This is a genomic window from Shigella sp. FJ200513, assembly GCF_040495915.1.
Lineage (GTDB): Bacteria > Pseudomonadota > Gammaproteobacteria > Enterobacterales > Enterobacteriaceae > ECMA0423.
In genome coordinates this window covers 20,100-34,383 of sequence record NZ_JBDYCV010000006.1, presented here as the reverse complement: position 1 = coordinate 34,383, position 14,284 = coordinate 20,100, and the positions used below count along the sequence as shown (strand labels likewise).

The window sequence follows — 14,284 nt, the reverse complement described above, 5'->3', positions numbered from 1 at the left end:
TGTGTTAAAAACAGCGTCAGGATACTCTATATCCAGCATCTTTCAAACTTTCGTCTGAAATCTCCCGGTTAGGGTTTACGCCCGGTCGCTACAATATACACTTCTCGCGAACGTGCACGAGAAGAGTCCGGCTTACGAACTTTGACCTTCGTAAACAGGGAGCGAATTTCCCTTAGATACTCATCGAAACCTTCGCCCTGGAACACCTTCACTACAAAACTGCCACCTGGCGCTAATACATCACGACACATTTCTAGCGCCAGTTCCACCAGATACATGGCTCGGGGGATATCCACCGCCGGTGTTCCGCTCATGTTTGGTGCCATATCGGACATGACAACCTGGACTTTGCTGTCGCCAACGCGCTCCAGCAGTGCTTTCATCACCAGTTCATCACGAAAATCGCCCTGAAGAAAGTCCACACCAACGATAGGATCCATAGGTAAAAGATCGCAAGCGATGATGCGGCCTTTGCCGCCAATTTGGGTGACCACATATTGTGACCAACCACCCGGAGCAGCACCAAGGTCGACAACCGTCATTCCCGGTTTAAAGAGTTTGTCACTTTGCTGTATTTCATCAAGTTTAAACCAGGCACGGGAACGTAATCCCTTTTTCTGTGCCTGTTGAACATATTTATCGCTAAAGTGTTCCTGAAGCCAGCGGCTGGAGCTGGCAGAACGCTTCTTACCTGTCATTTAACTTTCCCATGGGGATAACTCATCGTAACCAATTGCGTAAATTTTTACGCGCCTATTTGGTGATATATGGGAGATGGCGGTAGAATGACCCGTTTTCAATCCCAACGTAAGCAAAAAATACGATGAATCTGAGTACTAAACAAAAACAGCACCTGAAAGGTCTGGCACATCCGCTCAAGCCAGTTGTTCTGCTTGGCAGTAATGGTTTGACCGAAGGGGTGCTGGCCGAGATTGAACAAGCGTTAGAGCACCATGAACTCATCAAGGTGAAAATCGCCACCGAAGATCGCGAAACAAAAACCTTGATCGTGGAAGCTATCGTGCGCGAAACCGGCGCCTGTAATGTACAGGTCATCGGTAAAACGCTGGTGCTTTATCGCCCAACTAAAGAACGTAAAATCTCGCTGCCACGCTAAGATTATCCTAAAGTTACACACATTTGCTGTGTAAAACGAGGGGTTTTCCGCAGGCAGGAGAGCAAAATGCCACGCTCTGTTCGTTGATAAAAGGCCGCAGAGCGGCCTTTTTCCTTTCTTTACAATACATCAACATCTTGAGTATTGGGTAATTCTTACAGGTATTCCACCTTAATTACTTCAAATTCTACTTCGCCGCCCGGCGTTTTGATGACCACAACATCATCTTCTTCTTTGCCGATCAGGCCACGAGCAATAGGCGAGTTTACAGAAATCAGGTTTTGTTTAAAGTCAGCTTCGTCATCGCCAACGATGCGATAAGTCTGTTCTTCGTCAGAATCCAGATTCAGCACCGTTACGGTAGCACCAAAAATAACGCGCCCATTGTTGGGCATTTTGGTGACATCAATCACCTGCGCGTTTGACAGCTTGGCTTCGATGTCTTTGATACGGCCTTCGCAGAAGCCCTGCTGTTCACGAGCTGCGTGGTATTCGGCGTTTTCTTTCAGGTCGCCATGCTCACGCGCTTCCGCGATAGCAGCAATGATTTCAGGACGGCGCACAGATTTCAGAAAATCCAGCTCTTCGCGTAATTTTTCAGCGCCGCGTAAGGTCATCGGAATAGCTTGCATTTGTTATACCTCTTGAATATTCCTGATGGGGCAAGTCTTCACCCACCCCGGCTGTTCGGCCTGCCCGGCATAACTCCTCACCGGGACCAGAAGCAAAAAAATACCGACCCGGGTACAAGTCCCAGGTCAGCTACAATTCACATTTTGATGGTCATTTTACCCTGAAGTTCCCGAAGGGTCATCGTTTACTTTATAGGGCGTTGCGCCGTAGTATGACGGCTCGATTCCAGGTTGTTAGCGCGAGATTATGCGATTTTCCAGATTTATCATCGGATTGACCAGCTGTATAGCGTTCAGTGTTCAGGCCGCGAATGTTGATGAGTACGTTACTCAACTCCCCGCAGGTGCCAACCTTGCCCTGATGGTGCAAAAAGTCGGTGCGTCGGCCCCCGCTATTGATTACCACAGTCAGCAGATGGCGCTGCCCGCCAGTACCCAGAAAGTGATTACTGCGCTGGCGGCGTTGATTCAACTCGGCCCCGATTTTCGTTTCACCACGACGCTTGAAACCAAAGGCAATGTGGAAAACGGCGTACTTAAGGGTGACTTAGTGGCGCGATTTGGTGCCGATCCGACGTTAAAACGTCAGGATATTCGCAATATGGTCGCGACTTTGAAAAAATCTGGCGTCAACCAAATCGATGGCAATGTGTTGATAGATACCTCCATTTTCGCCAGCCACGATAAAGCCCCCGGCTGGCCATGGAATGACATGACACAATGCTTTAGCGCTCCGCCTGCTGCCGCCATAGTTGACCGCAACTGTTTCTCCGTCTCGCTCTACAGTGCCCCAAAGCCTGGTGATATGGCTTTTATACGCGTGGCATCTTATTACCCCGTTACGATGTTCAGCCAGGTACGCACCCTCCCCCGTGGTTCTGCCGAAGCGCAATACTGCGAACTGGATGTGGTGCCAAGCGACCTGAACCGCTTTACGCTGACGGGATGCCTGCCACAACGTTCTGAGCCGCTCCCGTTGGCTTTTGCCGTGCAGGATGGAGCCAGCTATGCCGGTGCAATTCTGAAAGATGAGTTAAAACAGGCGGGTATCACCTGGAGCGGAACACTGCTGCGCCAGACTCAGGTTAACGAACCTGGAACGGTAGTTGCCAGTAAACAGTCGGCCCCGCTGCACGATCTGCTTAAGATTATGCTGAAAAAGTCGGACAACATGATCGCCGATACGGTTTTCCGCATGATCGGCCATGCGCGCTTCAATGTGCCTGGAACATGGCGGGCTGGGTCGGACGCCGTGCGTCAGATCCTGCGCCAGCAAGCCGGTGTCGATATTGGTAACACCATTATTGCCGATGGTTCAGGGCTTTCGCGGCATAACCTGATTGCCCCCGCCACCATGATGCAGGTGCTGCAATACATTGCCCAACACGACAATGAACTTAACTTTATCTCCATGCTGCCGCTTGCGGGCTATGACGGCTCTTTGCAGTACCGTGCAGGTCTGCATCAGGCGGGCGTGGATGGCAAAGTCTCAGCGAAAACCGGTTCGTTGCAGGGGGTATATAACCTGGCGGGATTCATTACCACAGCGAGCGGGCAACGAATGGCATTTGTACAATATCTTTCTGGCTATGCAGTAAAACCCGCGGATCAGCGTAATCGCCGTATTCCGTTAGTGCGTTTTGAAAGCCGTTTGTACAAAGATATTTATCAGAACAATTAGTCAAAAAGAAACCCCGGCGCATGGCCGGGGTTTCAGATTATTGACAAAGTGCGCTTTGTTTATGCCGGATGCGGCGTGAACGCCTTATCCGGCCTACAAAATCGTGCAAATTCAATATATTGCAATCATCTTGTAGGCCTGATAAGTGTAGCGCATCAGGCTTATTTGGCATTGGTCATTAGTGATTAACGCTTGTAAATGAACTCAACGCCTTCTTCGTCGTCTTCGTCCCAGTCGTCATCCCAGTCTTCATCATCCTCTTCAGCAATCTCTTCAAGCTGCTGACGGTGATAATCATCCCACATGAATTCGACTTTCTCTGGCTGTTTCGCTTCTTCAGCCTGCACGACCGGGTTTTCAATGATAAAGGTCATCACATCCCAGCAGAGATCTTTCACGCCCAGTCCGCTCGCCGCAGAGATCAGATAATATTTATCTTCCCAGCCCAGCGCTTCAGCGATCGCTTTCGCTTTCTCTTCGGCTTCTGCCTTATCCAGCAGATCGATCTTGTTGAAGACTAACCAACGCGGTTTCGCCGCCAGATCCTGGCTGTATTTTTCCAGCTCGCTGATAATAATACGCGCGTTTTCAACCGGATCGGTGCCGTCAATCGGATCGATATCGATGAGGTGCAACAGGACGCGGCAACGTTCCAGGTGCTTCAGGAAGCGAATGCCCAGACCTGCGCCTTCCGCAGCGCCTTCAATCAGTCCTGGAATATCGGCAACAACGAAGCTCTTTTCGTTGTCCATTCGTACCACACCCAGACTTGGCACCAGAGTGGTAAACGGATAATCCGCCACTTTCGGTTTAGCCGCCGATACCGCACGAATAAAGGTCGATTTACCCGCGTTTGGCATCCCCAACATACCGACGTCAGCCAGCAGCATCAGCTCCAGCAGCAGCTCACGCTTATCGCCCGGCGTACCGTTAGTTTTCTGCCGTGGTGTACGGTTAACTGACGATTTGAAACGGGTATTGCCCAGACCGTGCCAGCCGCCCTTAGCAACCAGCAGACGCTGACCGTGTTTAGTCATATCACCCATGGTTTCACCAGTACCCTGGTCGATTACACGCGTACCTACCGGCACTTTAATCGTCACGTCTTTACCGCGCTTACCGGTACAATCGCGGCTTGCGCCGTTCTGACCGCGCTCTGCACGGAAAGATTTTTCAAAACGATAATCGATAAGCGTGTTCAGGTTCTCGTCGGCTTCCATCCATACGTCACCACCATCACCGCCGTCGCCGCCATCCGGGCCGCCTTTCGGAATATACTTTTCGCGGCGGAAGCTCACGCAACCATTACCGCCATCACCTGCAACGACCAGAATCGATGCTTCATCAACAAACTTCATTTTATTCTCCGTAAATCATTCGCCTGCGCGGGGTTGCGATACCACCGTTGTATGCTTACGTAATCCGCCCCAAATACGATGACCAATGGCGGAATACATCGCGCCCGCAACCACGACAAACGCACCGAGATAACCTAAAAGGTTTAACATCGGTCTGGCGAAGAAATCGGGCCAGGCCAGTGATAAAAGATCTGAAAAAAACAGCGTAAACAGTGGGGTGAGCGTGATGATCGCGCTCACCTGCGCTGCCTGCCAGCGAGCCATCGCTTCCGCCAAGGCGCCATATCCTACCAAGGTATTCAGTCCGCAAAAAATTAAACATGCGAGCTGCCAGTGGCTAAGCTGCGCTATCACTCCAGGCTTTGCCAGAGGGAAGAGCGCGATTGTACATAAAGTGTACAGTAAAAACAGGATCTGCGGTGAGGCCAGCCGACGCAATAAAACCTTTTGCGCCACGCCATAACTCACCCAAACCGTCGCCGCACCGACCCCAAAGATAACTCCCCAGGTGTAATCGGTGAGCTTTGTAAATATCTCGACCAGACTGGTGTTAAAAAACATCACCAGACCGCTCAGGAGCATCAATGCCCCTACAACCTGAGTGCTGCGCATTTTCTCTTTCAGGATAAATACGCTGGCAACCATCATGCCAACTGGCGAGAGTTGCCCAATCACCTGCGAAGCGGTCGGACTCAGGTATTGCAAGGATGAGCTGAACAGGATGAAGTTCCCAAACAGCCCGGCGGTCGCCACTGCCAACAAAATCAACCAGCGTGGCTTACGAAACACGCGTAATGGCGGCAACCTCTTCTTCACCGCAAGAATGGCACCAAGGCCAATACTCGCCATCAAGAAACGGTAAAACACGATTGTCGGAGGTTCCATCACCTCCAGCACCTGCTTCATTGCGATTGGCAACGCCCCCCAGCAAATTGCTGTGGTAAGCGCCAAAAGAATGCCAATGCCTGCCTGCTGCTTCATACCGTATTCCCTGCAAAGCGCATTTGCGGATTAACGTCGCACCATGCGCATTTTTACCGGTTATCGAATGTAAAAAGCCCCGCAACGTGTTGCGGGGCTTTCATCCGTTACCGGGACGCGAAAAACTTATTCAGCTTCGATGCTGATAAATTTACGGTTTTTCGGGCCTTTAACTTCGAATTTCACTTTACCGTCTGCTTTAGCAAACAGAGTGTGGTCACGACCGCAACCTACGTTAGCGCCAGCGTGGAATTTGGTACCACGTTGACGAACGATGATGCTACCCGCCAGAACGGATTCGCCACCGAAACGCTTAACGCCCAAGCGTTTAGCTTCTGAATCGCGACCGTTACGTGTGGAGCCGCCAGCCTTTTTATGTGCCATTTGAAATCTCTCCTCAGGTCTTAGGCGCTGATGCCAGTAATTTTCACATCAGTGAACCACTGACGATGGCCCTGCTGCTTACGATAGTGTTTACGACGACGAAACTTAACGATTTTAACTTTCTCGCCACGACCGTGAGCAACAACTTCAGCTTTGATTACGCCGCCATCAACGAAAGGAACGCCGATTTTGACTTCTTCACCGTTTGCGATCATCAGCACTTCAGCGAACTCAACAGTTTCGCCAGTTGCGATGTCCAGCTTTTCCAGGCGAACGGTCTGACCTTCGCTTACTCGGTGTTGTTTACCACCACTTTGGAAAACCGCGTACATATAAAACTCCGCTTCCGCGCACACCTTTTCAATGATTCAGAGTGCGCTATAAATATTCACAATAGGGCGCGAATATTACGCAAAACGCACGCCTTTGACAAGTGCTACAGTCAATACACGAAGAAAAAAACACAACTTGTACGGTAACGTTTATCTGTGCCATTTTTTCAGTACAATTACCCTATATTCCTAACCATAAACCCTAAGTTGCCTTTGTTCACAGTAAGGTAATCGGGGCGAAAAGCCCGGCTTTTGCGATGAATTTAGAAAAAATCAATGAGTTAACCGCGCAAGATATGGCGGGTGTTAATGCGGCAATCCTTGAGCAGCTTAATTCCGACGTCCAACTGATCAATCAGTTAGGCTATTACATCGTCAGCGGCGGCGGTAAACGTATTCGTCCGATGATTGCTGTACTGGCTGCACGAGCTGTTGGCTATGAGGGAAATGCGCATGTCACCATTGCTGCCCTGATCGAGTTTATCCACACGGCGACTCTGCTACACGACGACGTTGTGGATGAATCAGATATGCGCAGGGGTAAAGCTACCGCCAACGCCGCATTTGGCAATGCCGCCAGCGTGCTGGTAGGCGATTTTATTTATACCCGCGCGTTCCAGATGATGACCAGCCTCGGTTCACTCAAAGTGCTGGAAGTCATGTCAGAAGCTGTAAACGTCATCGCAGAAGGTGAAGTTCTGCAACTGATGAACGTTAACGATCCGGACATCACTGAAGAAAACTACATGCGCGTTATCTATAGCAAAACCGCGCGTCTGTTTGAGGCTGCCGCGCAGTGTTCCGGGATTCTGGCTGGCTGTACGCCGGAGGAGGAGAAAGGCCTGCAGGATTATGGGCGCTATCTCGGCACTGCTTTCCAGTTGATCGACGATTTACTCGATTACAATGCCGATGGCGAACAGTTAGGTAAAAACGTCGGCGACGATCTGAACGAAGGTAAACCGACGCTGCCGCTGCTGCATGCGATGCATCATGGCACACCAGAACAGGCACAGATGATCCGTACCGCCATCGAACAAGGTAACGGTCGCCATCTTCTGGAACCGGTTCTGGAAGCAATGAACGCTTGTGGATCTCTTGAATGGACGCGTCAGCGCGCCGAGGAAGAAGCAGACAAAGCCATCGCAGCGTTACAGGTGCTCCCGGACACCCCTTGGCGAGAAGCACTCATCGGCCTCGCGCACATCGCTGTTCAACGCGATCGTTAATCCCCTCCCTTCATCCCGCGCAGTGCGCGGGATGATTCCAGTAAATTCCATAAAAACACTAATTCAGCGCTATAACACCTGAAAAAAGGGCGATGAATCTTTATATATTCTGAATATTCACACTCTTTACAGGAACTTTTTAGCGCAATAGACCATCAGGAGTATAGTGATGCCCGACAGAAGAAGTGTTCTGAATGAAAGCGACTAACTTAAGGAGTGAGGAAAGATGGAAAGTAATTTCATTGACTGGCATCCCGCTGACATCATTGCAGGTTTGCGCAAGAAAGGAACGTCAATGGCGGCGGAATCTCGCAGAAATGGTTTGAGTTCCTCAACGCTGGCAAACGCATTATCGCGCCCATGGCCGAAAGGAGAGATGATTATTGCGAAAGCCCTGGGAACTGACCCCTGGGTTATCTGGCCATCACGCTACCATGATCCGCAGACCCATGAGTTTATCGACAGAACGCAGTTGATGCGTAGCTACACTAAACCGAAAAAATGAGTGGTCTGGCGGTAGCCCCGCGAACGGGGCTGCCAGCTCTCAGACGATTACTCGCCTTTCACACGCTCAATATTTGCACCTAAAGCGCGCAGTTTGTCTTCAATGCGTTCGTAGCCACGATCGATGTGATAAATACGATCAACCACCGTCGTCCCTTCCGCAATACAGCCAGCCAGCACCAGGCTTGCTGATGCACGCAGATCGGTTGCCATAACCTGTGCACCAGAAAGTTTTTCAACACCATGACAAATAACGGTATTGCTTTCGATTTCGGCGTGCGCGCCCATACGGCTCAGCTCTGGCACATGCATAAAGCGGTTTTCAAAGACCGTTTCGGTGATGAACCCGGTCCCTTCAGCCACCAGGTTCAACAGCGTGAACTGGGCCTGCATATCGGTCGGGAATGCCGGATGCGGCGCGGTACGTACGTTAACAGCCTTCGGACGTTTGCCATGCATATCCAGGCTAATCCAGTCTTCGCCGACTTCGATGTCCGCTCCAGCATCACGCAGTTTCGCCAGCACGGCGTCCAGAGTATCTGGCTGCGCGTTACGGCAGATAATTTTGCCACGAGAGATCGCCGCCGCCACCAGGAAAGTACCGGTTTCGATACGATCCGGCAGCACGCGATAGACACCGCCGCCTAAACGTTCCACACCTTCGATGACGATACGATCGGTGCCCTGACCGCTAATTTTCGCACCCAGCGTAATCAGGAAGTTCGCGGTATCGACGATTTCCGGTTCACGCGCTGCGTTTTCAATAATCGTGGTGCCTTCCGCCAGGGTTGCAGCACACATGATGGTCACCGTTGCGCCAACGCTGACTTTATCCATCACGATATGTGCGCCTTTCAGACGACCATCGACGGAAGCTTTAACGTAACCTTCTTCCAGTTTGATGGTCGCGCCTAATTGTTCGAGGCCAGAAATGTGTAGATCAACCGGACGCGCACCGATCGTACAACCGCCAGGTAGTGAAACTTGCCCCTGACCAAAGCGCGCTACCAGCGGCCCCAGCGCCCAGATAGAAGCACGCATGGTTTTAACCAGATCGTAAGGTGCGCAGAATACATTAACGTCGCGGGCATCAATATGCACAGAACCATTACGTTCTACTTTCGCACCCAGCTGGCTTAGCAGTTTCATTGATGTATCGACGTCTTTCAGTTTCGGGACGTTCTGGATCTCTACCGGTTCTTCCGCCAGTAGTGCGGCAAAAAGAATAGGCAGAGCAGCATTTTTAGCGCCGGAAATTGTGACTTCGCCCTGGAGCTTCGTTGGCCCCTGAACACGAAATTTATCCATTTAGTTTGTTCTCAGTTAACAATTCATATCCGCTACCGGCGAATCGCCCATAGCTCAAAAGCCGTTCAGTTTGCGATCGCGCGCCCACTCCGCAGGGGTATACGCTTTGATCGACACAGCATGAATGCGGTTATCCGCAATATATTCCATCAGCGGGCCATAGACCGTCTGCTGTTTTTTAACCCGACTCATACCGTCAAACAACTCACCCACGGCAATAACCTGAAAGTGGCTGCCATCGCCGGAAACGTGGACTTCCTGGAGGGAGAGAGCGTTCATCAACACGCTCTGAATTTCATTATTTTCCATGGGATCTTCAATCATCAGTTAATAAACCAGCGAAACATCTTAGAGCAAAGTTGCGCTGGCATAAATAAGCAAAAAGCCTCGCTGATAAATCAGACAAGGCTCGACTTGCAGGCAGGTTTGCCGGACAGGCGGTTAACGCCATATCCGGCCTGAAAAAATTTAACGAGGCAGAACATCAGCAGGCAAATTATACAATTTCGCGAGGGTATACACTTTGTCGTTTACCCCCTGAAGCGTCACGTTGTTGCCCTGCTTTTTCGCCAGATCGATAAGATGGAGCAGCAGTGCCAGTCCCCCCGTATCCACGCGGGACACACGGCTAAGATCGATGCAGGTAATCCCCTTCACCGCCTCCTCACGCATTTCCCAAAGCGGTAGCAGAACGTCCTGATCCAGCTCTCCGGATAACGCCAGCGTGTCACCCGTCTGCATCCAGCTCAGTGACTCGCTCATTATTTTTTCTCTTCCAGAGTGATTTTCTGTTGAGAAATCGATTTCAGTTGCGCAGTCAGGCCGTCGATACCTTTGGTACGCAGCAGCGTTCCCCACTCGTTTTGTTTGGTGGTGATCATACTGACGCCTTCAGCAATCATGTCGTAAGCTTGCCAGTTTCCCGTCTGGGAGTTTTTACGCCACTGGAAGTCCAGACGCACCGGCGGACGGCCATTCGGGTCAATAATGGTAACGCGAATAGGCACAATGGTTTTATCGCCCAGCGGCTGTTCTGGCGCAATCTGATAGGTTTGACCGTGATACATCGCCAGCGCCTGACCGTAAGCCTGCTTCAGGTACTCACGGAAAGCGGCAAAGTAGGCTTCACGTTGAGCAGGGGTCGCACTCTTGTAATACTGGCCCAGCACCAGCGCACCGGCGTATTTCACCTGTACGTATGGCAGCAGTTCCTGATCAACAATGGTACGCAGATAATCCGGGTTGGCCCGAATTTGCGGTTGCTCATTCTTCAGGCGATCGAACGTTTTCTGCGCCGCCTCGTCCATCAGCTTATAAGGATTGGTCTGGTCTGCCGCGGTTGCCGCACTCAGAGGTGCAATCACCAGCAAAGCGACCATCATTAAACGTTTAAACATGCGTCGGTTCTCCTGAAATTATTTCGTTGTACCCACAGGTTCAGTGGTTTCATTATTACCTGGCGCAGCAGCTGGCGCATCGCCACTATTCTTATTGTCATCGCCTTTACTACCGTAAAGGAACTGACCAATGAGATCTTCCAGCACCATCGCAGACTTGGTGTCCTGAATTGTATCGCCATCCTTCAGGATAGCAGTCCCCAGTTCCGGGTCTTCAAAACCGACGTTTAATGCCAGATATTGTTCTCCCAGCAGGCCGGAAGTACGAATGCTCAGCGAACTGGTATCAGGAATGTGGTTATAACGTTGTTCAATTTCCAGCGTTACGCGCGGCAGATAGGTTTTCGGGTCCAGCGTAATATCCGCCACCCGGCCCACAACAACACCACCAATGCTGACCGGAGAGCGCGCTTTCAGGCCGCCAATGTTATCGAACGTCGCATAAAGCGTGTAGGTCGATTCAGTACGTATGGACGTCACGTTCGCCGCCTTCAGGCAAACAAACAGCGCCGCCAGCAGTGCTGCTAATAAAAAGATACCCACCCAAATTTCATTTTTTTTCGTTTGCATGAACTCAATTCCCAAACATCAATGCGGTCAGCACAAAATCCAGCCCCAGAACAGCCAGAGACGAGTGGACAACGGTGCGAGTGGTTGCCCGGCTAATCCCGGCAGACGTCGGGATGGCGTCGTAGCCGTTAAACAACGAAATCCACGTCACCGTGATGGCGAACACCACGCTCTTAATCAGACAGTTGACCAGATCCATACGCCAGTCGACGGCATTTTGCATTGCCGACCAGAAGAACCCGCTATCAATGCCTTTCCAACTGACGCCGACCAGCGATCCGCCCCAGATCCCCACGGCGACGAAGATAACCGTCAACAGTGGTAATGAAATAACCCCAGCCCAGAAACGGGGAGAAATAACCCGACGCAGCGGATCCACCGCCATCATCTCCATACTGGAGAGTTGCTCTGTAGCGCGCATCAGGCCGATTTCTGCGGTTAACGCCGAACCAGCACGCCCGGCAAACAACAGCGCGGCAACCACCGGCCCCAGTTCACGCAGTAGCGATAACGCCACCAGCATACCCAGACTGGTTTCCGCGCTATAAGTGGTCAGAACCAGATAACCTTGCAGCCCCAACACCATTCCGATGAACACGCCAGAAACTACAATAATCAGCATCGACAGGACGCCGACATTATAGAGCTGGCGCACCAGCAGCGGCGCATGTTTGCGAAATTCCGGTTTGCCGACCAGCGCATTGAATAACATTAACCCGGCCCGCCCGAACGTTCTCAGGGTTTTAATCCCTTTATGTCCGAGCGACGCCAGCGCATTTAACAGCATGAGTGGCTTAACTCCCTGGTAAAAGATCAGCGTGATAATCGCCGGCAGGATAGCGGAACGGAACAGGCCCGTCAGCTATCCCGTCCAGAAACTGACGTACGCGCGGATCAGGATTCGTCTGCAACGCCTGGGCACTGCCATGAGCGACAATTTTTTTGTCCGCCAGGATCCAGGCGTGATCCGCAATACTTAACACTTCCGGCACATCGTGAGAAACCACCACACAAGTCACGCCCAGCGCGCTGTTCAGCTCAGAAATCAGCTTCACCAGTACGCCCATGGTGATGGGATCTTGCCCAACAAAAGGTTCATCAAACATGATGAGATCCGGCTCCAGCGCAATCGCACGCGCCAGCGCTGCACGCCGCGCCATCCCACCGGAAAGTTCAGAAGGCATTAGTTTAGCCGCTCCACGCAGCCCCACGGCCTCCAGCTTCATCATCACCGTACTATGCAACAATGGCGCGGGAAGTTGGGTATGTTCGCGCAGTGGATAGGCGACGTTGTCAAATACGTTCATATCAGTGAACAACGCCCCGGACTGAAATAACATGCTCATCCGTTTACGCACTGTATACAGGCGCGAACGAGACATCGCCGGAATATTCTCACCATCGAAAAGGATCTCACCATGATCTGGTGCGATTTGCCCGCCAATCAGACGGAGTAGCGTCGTTTTACCGATGCCCGATGGCCCCATGATCGCCGTGATCTTCCCTCGCGGCACGGTCAGGGAAATATTATCGAAGATGCAGCGATTGCCACGCGTAAAACTGACATCGCGCATATCGACTAAATTCGCCACAGACTGCTCCATAATTCACCCTTCGTCTTGCGTTGATTTTCTAAGCATGGCGCTCAATTTAACCTTGAACCCAACATATTTACAGAATATTACCCGCCGTGGTTAGCGAAAGCTGGCATTTGTTTTACTTTTTAGCCGCATAAAGTCAAAATTAAGAATCCGTTACGGCTTTCTGAAAATCTTCAGCGGACCGGCGAGTATACCTGAAGAAAGGACGTTAGATGCTTTTAGCTACGGCACTGTTAATTGTTGGTTTACTTTTGGTCGTTTACAGTGCCGACCGCCTGGTTTTTGCCGCGTCTATTCTTTGCCGAACCTTTGGCATCCCGCCGCTGATCATCGGCATGACGGTGGTCAGTATTGGTACATCGTTACCAGAAATCATCGTCTCGCTTGCCGCGTCTCTGCACGAACAACGCGATTTAGCCGTTGGTACAGCCCTCGGCTCAAACATTATCAATATATTGCTGATCCTCGGTCTGGCTGCGCTGGTTCGTCCTTTTACCGTCCATTCCGATGTTCTGCGCCGTGAATTACCCTTAATGTTGTTGGTCAGCGTGGTGGCCGGTTCCGTACTCTATGACGGACAACTTAGTCGAAGCGATGGTATCTTTCTCCTCTTTCTGGCTGTGCTATGGCTGCTGTTCATTGTTAAACTTGCACGTCAGGGGACTGACAGCCTGACCAGAGAGCAGCTTGCAGAGCTGCCGCGTGACGGCGGATTGCCCGTCGCGTTTTTATGGCTCGGCATTGCGCTTATCATCATGCCAGTGGCCACGCGGATGGTGGTTGATAACGCCACGGTGCTGGCGAATTACTTTGCCATCAGCGAGTTGACGATGGCTCTGACGGCAATTGCTATCGGAACCAGTCTGCCGGAACTGGCAACCGCAATAGCGGGGGTTCGCAAAGGTGAAAACGACATTGCTGTCGGAAATATCATTGGCGCAAACATTTTTAATATTGTCATCGTGTTGGGTTTACCCGCGCTGATAACGCCAGGAGAGATTGATCCACTGGCGTACAGTCGTGACTACAGCGTGATGTTGCTGGTGAGCATTATTTTTGCGTTGCTGTGCTGGCGGCGCTCCCCGCAACCGGGCCGTGGTGTAGGGGTATTATTAACTGGCGGATTTATCGTATGGCTGGCGATGTTGTACTGGTTATCGCCAATACTCGTTGAATAACTGGAAACGCAT

Annotated in this window: 18 protein-coding genes; 5 read left to right on the top strand and 13 right to left on the bottom strand. The window is 51.3% G+C overall.

Going from position 1 to position 14,284, the window contains the following annotated elements; translation table 11 throughout:
• Positions 1-68: 68 nt before the first annotated feature.
• On the bottom strand, positions 69-698 hold the full coding sequence (gene rlmE, locus ABZJ92_RS02635) for a 23S rRNA (uridine(2552)-2'-O)-methyltransferase RlmE (protein WP_000145975.1): 630 nt from the start codon (positions 696-698) through the stop codon (positions 69-71).
• A 125-nt stretch (positions 699-823) separates the two neighbouring features.
• Between rlmE and yhbY the strand changes: the two genes are divergently transcribed.
• Positions 824-1,117, top strand: a complete 294-nt coding sequence (yhbY, locus tag ABZJ92_RS02630) for a ribosome assembly RNA-binding protein YhbY (protein WP_001054420.1) — start codon at positions 824-826, stop codon at positions 1,115-1,117.
• Positions 1,118-1,272: 155 nt separating this feature from the next.
• Here the strand turns inward: yhbY and greA are convergent, their stop codons facing one another.
• On the bottom strand, positions 1,273-1,749 hold the full coding sequence (gene greA / locus ABZJ92_RS02625) for a transcription elongation factor GreA (RefSeq protein WP_001148001.1): 477 nt from the start codon (positions 1,747-1,749) through the stop codon (positions 1,273-1,275).
• A gap of 247 nt (positions 1,750-1,996) precedes the next feature.
• On the opposite strand from greA, the gene dacB reads away from it, so the two are divergent.
• Positions 1,997-3,430, top strand: coding sequence for a serine-type D-Ala-D-Ala carboxypeptidase (gene dacB / locus ABZJ92_RS02620; RefSeq protein ID WP_001212661.1), 1,434 nt, complete (start codon positions 1,997-1,999; stop codon positions 3,428-3,430).
• 185 nt (positions 3,431-3,615) lie between these two features.
• On the opposite strand, the gene cgtA is transcribed toward dacB, so the two are convergent.
• The 4 genes from cgtA to rplU all read right to left on the bottom strand — a co-directional run bounded on the left by cgtA (position 3,616) and on the right by rplU (position 6,485).
• A complete protein-coding gene (cgtA, locus tag ABZJ92_RS02610) occupies positions 3,616-4,788 on the bottom strand; it encodes an Obg family GTPase CgtA (protein ID WP_000673561.1) in 1,173 nt (390 codons plus the stop codon).
• A gap of 15 nt (positions 4,789-4,803) precedes the next feature.
• The gene (locus tag ABZJ92_RS02605) at positions 4,804-5,769 is read right to left on the bottom strand and encodes a DMT family transporter (RefSeq protein ID WP_000813037.1); all 966 of its coding nucleotides are present in this window, start codon (positions 5,767-5,769) and stop codon (positions 4,804-4,806) included.
• Positions 5,770-5,895: 126 nt separating this feature from the next.
• On the bottom strand, positions 5,896-6,153 hold the full coding sequence (rpmA, locus tag ABZJ92_RS02600; RefSeq protein WP_000940595.1) for a 50S ribosomal protein L27: 258 nt from the start codon (positions 6,151-6,153) through the stop codon (positions 5,896-5,898).
• A gap of 20 nt (positions 6,154-6,173) precedes the next feature.
• Positions 6,174-6,485 (bottom strand): 50S ribosomal protein L21, encoded by a 312-nt coding sequence (rplU, locus tag ABZJ92_RS02595; protein ID WP_000271401.1) that lies wholly within the window; start codon positions 6,483-6,485, stop codon positions 6,174-6,176.
• Between the two features lie 257 nt (positions 6,486-6,742).
• Here rplU and ispB point away from each other — a divergent pair, with 257 nt between their 5' ends.
• Together ispB and sfsB are read left to right on the top strand one after the other, a co-directional pair.
• The gene (ispB, locus tag ABZJ92_RS02590) at positions 6,743-7,714 is read left to right on the top strand and encodes an octaprenyl diphosphate synthase (protein ID WP_001047336.1); all 972 of its coding nucleotides are present in this window, start codon (positions 6,743-6,745) and stop codon (positions 7,712-7,714) included.
• Between the two features lie 226 nt (positions 7,715-7,940).
• A complete protein-coding gene (gene sfsB, locus ABZJ92_RS02585) occupies positions 7,941-8,219 on the top strand; it encodes a DNA-binding transcriptional regulator SfsB (protein WP_000445413.1) in 279 nt (92 codons plus the stop codon).
• A 47-nt stretch (positions 8,220-8,266) separates the two neighbouring features.
• Here sfsB and murA read toward each other — a convergent pair whose 3' ends face one another.
• The 7 genes from murA to mlaF form a co-directional block, all read right to left on the bottom strand.
• Positions 8,267-9,526, bottom strand: a complete 1,260-nt coding sequence (murA, locus tag ABZJ92_RS02580) for a UDP-N-acetylglucosamine 1-carboxyvinyltransferase (protein WP_000357259.1) — start codon at positions 9,524-9,526, stop codon at positions 8,267-8,269.
• Positions 9,527-9,580: 54 nt separating this feature from the next.
• Entirely contained in the window at positions 9,581-9,835 is a 255-nt protein-coding gene (ibaG, locus tag ABZJ92_RS02575; protein WP_000429656.1) for a BolA family iron metabolism protein IbaG, read from the bottom strand.
• A gap of 159 nt (positions 9,836-9,994) precedes the next feature.
• Positions 9,995-10,288 carry a lipid asymmetry maintenance protein MlaB gene (mlaB, locus tag ABZJ92_RS02570; RefSeq protein WP_000004488.1) on the bottom strand — a complete coding sequence of 98 codons (294 nt, stop codon included), beginning with the start codon at positions 10,286-10,288 and terminating at the stop codon, positions 9,995-9,997.
• Complete coding sequence (gene mlaC / locus ABZJ92_RS02565) at positions 10,288-10,923, bottom strand: phospholipid-binding protein MlaC (RefSeq protein ID WP_000476487.1); 636 nt, start codon at positions 10,921-10,923, stop codon at positions 10,288-10,290. The genes mlaB and mlaC overlap by 1 nt, the downstream gene beginning before the upstream one ends.
• A gap of 18 nt (positions 10,924-10,941) precedes the next feature.
• Positions 10,942-11,493 carry an outer membrane lipid asymmetry maintenance protein MlaD gene (gene mlaD / locus ABZJ92_RS02560; RefSeq protein ID WP_005050758.1) on the bottom strand — a complete coding sequence of 184 codons (552 nt, stop codon included), beginning with the start codon at positions 11,491-11,493 and terminating at the stop codon, positions 10,942-10,944.
• Between the two features lie 4 nt (positions 11,494-11,497).
• A complete protein-coding gene (gene mlaE, locus ABZJ92_RS02555) occupies positions 11,498-12,280 on the bottom strand; it encodes a lipid asymmetry maintenance ABC transporter permease subunit MlaE (protein ID WP_000925795.1) in 783 nt (260 codons plus the stop codon).
• Between the two features lie 7 nt (positions 12,281-12,287).
• Positions 12,288-13,097 (bottom strand): phospholipid ABC transporter ATP-binding protein MlaF, encoded by an 810-nt coding sequence (gene mlaF / locus ABZJ92_RS02550; protein WP_000438248.1) that lies wholly within the window; start codon positions 13,095-13,097, stop codon positions 12,288-12,290.
• A 209-nt stretch (positions 13,098-13,306) separates the two neighbouring features.
• Between mlaF and ABZJ92_RS02545 the strand changes: the two genes are divergently transcribed.
• Positions 13,307-14,272, top strand: coding sequence for a calcium/sodium antiporter (locus ABZJ92_RS02545; protein WP_000922884.1), 966 nt, complete (start codon positions 13,307-13,309; stop codon positions 14,270-14,272).
• Positions 14,273-14,284: the final 12 nt, after the last annotated feature.

Bases quoted from the DNA above. Each gene is read 5' to 3' on its own strand.
- ispB (WP_001047336.1), top strand. From the start codon at position 6,743: ATGAATTTAGAAAAAATCAATGAGTTAACCGCGCAAGATATGGCGGGT.
- ibaG (WP_000429656.1), bottom strand. From the start codon at position 9,835: ATGGAAAATAATGAAATTCAGAGCGTGTTGATGAACGCTCTCTCCCTC.
- greA (WP_001148001.1), bottom strand. From the start codon at position 1,749: ATGCAAGCTATTCCGATGACCTTACGCGGCGCTGAAAAATTACGCGAA.
- ABZJ92_RS02605 (WP_000813037.1), bottom strand. From the start codon at position 5,769: ATGAAGCAGCAGGCAGGCATTGGCATTCTTTTGGCGCTTACCACAGCA.
- mlaC (WP_000476487.1), bottom strand. From the start codon at position 10,923: ATGTTTAAACGTTTAATGATGGTCGCTTTGCTGGTGATTGCACCTCTG.
- mlaD (WP_005050758.1), bottom strand. From the start codon at position 11,493: ATGCAAACGAAAAAAAATGAAATTTGGGTGGGTATCTTTTTATTAGCA.
- mlaB (WP_000004488.1), bottom strand. From the start codon at position 10,288: ATGAGCGAGTCACTGAGCTGGATGCAGACGGGTGACACGCTGGCGTTA.
- rplU (WP_000271401.1), bottom strand. From the start codon at position 6,485: ATGTACGCGGTTTTCCAAAGTGGTGGTAAACAACACCGAGTAAGCGAA.
- dacB (WP_001212661.1), top strand. From the start codon at position 1,997: ATGCGATTTTCCAGATTTATCATCGGATTGACCAGCTGTATAGCGTTC.
- rpmA (WP_000940595.1), bottom strand. From the start codon at position 6,153: ATGGCACATAAAAAGGCTGGCGGCTCCACACGTAACGGTCGCGATTCA.
- ABZJ92_RS02545 (WP_000922884.1), top strand. From the start codon at position 13,307: ATGCTTTTAGCTACGGCACTGTTAATTGTTGGTTTACTTTTGGTCGTT.
- mlaE (WP_000925795.1), bottom strand. From the start codon at position 12,280: ATGCTGTTAAATGCGCTGGCGTCGCTCGGACATAAAGGGATTAAAACC.
- rlmE (WP_000145975.1), bottom strand. From the start codon at position 698: ATGACAGGTAAGAAGCGTTCTGCCAGCTCCAGCCGCTGGCTTCAGGAA.
- sfsB (WP_000445413.1), top strand. From the start codon at position 7,941: ATGGAAAGTAATTTCATTGACTGGCATCCCGCTGACATCATTGCAGGT.
- mlaF (WP_000438248.1), bottom strand. From the start codon at position 13,097: ATGGAGCAGTCTGTGGCGAATTTAGTCGATATGCGCGATGTCAGTTTT.
- cgtA (WP_000673561.1), bottom strand. From the start codon at position 4,788: ATGAAGTTTGTTGATGAAGCATCGATTCTGGTCGTTGCAGGTGATGGC.
- murA (WP_000357259.1), bottom strand. From the start codon at position 9,526: ATGGATAAATTTCGTGTTCAGGGGCCAACGAAGCTCCAGGGCGAAGTC.
- yhbY (WP_001054420.1), top strand. From the start codon at position 824: ATGAATCTGAGTACTAAACAAAAACAGCACCTGAAAGGTCTGGCACAT.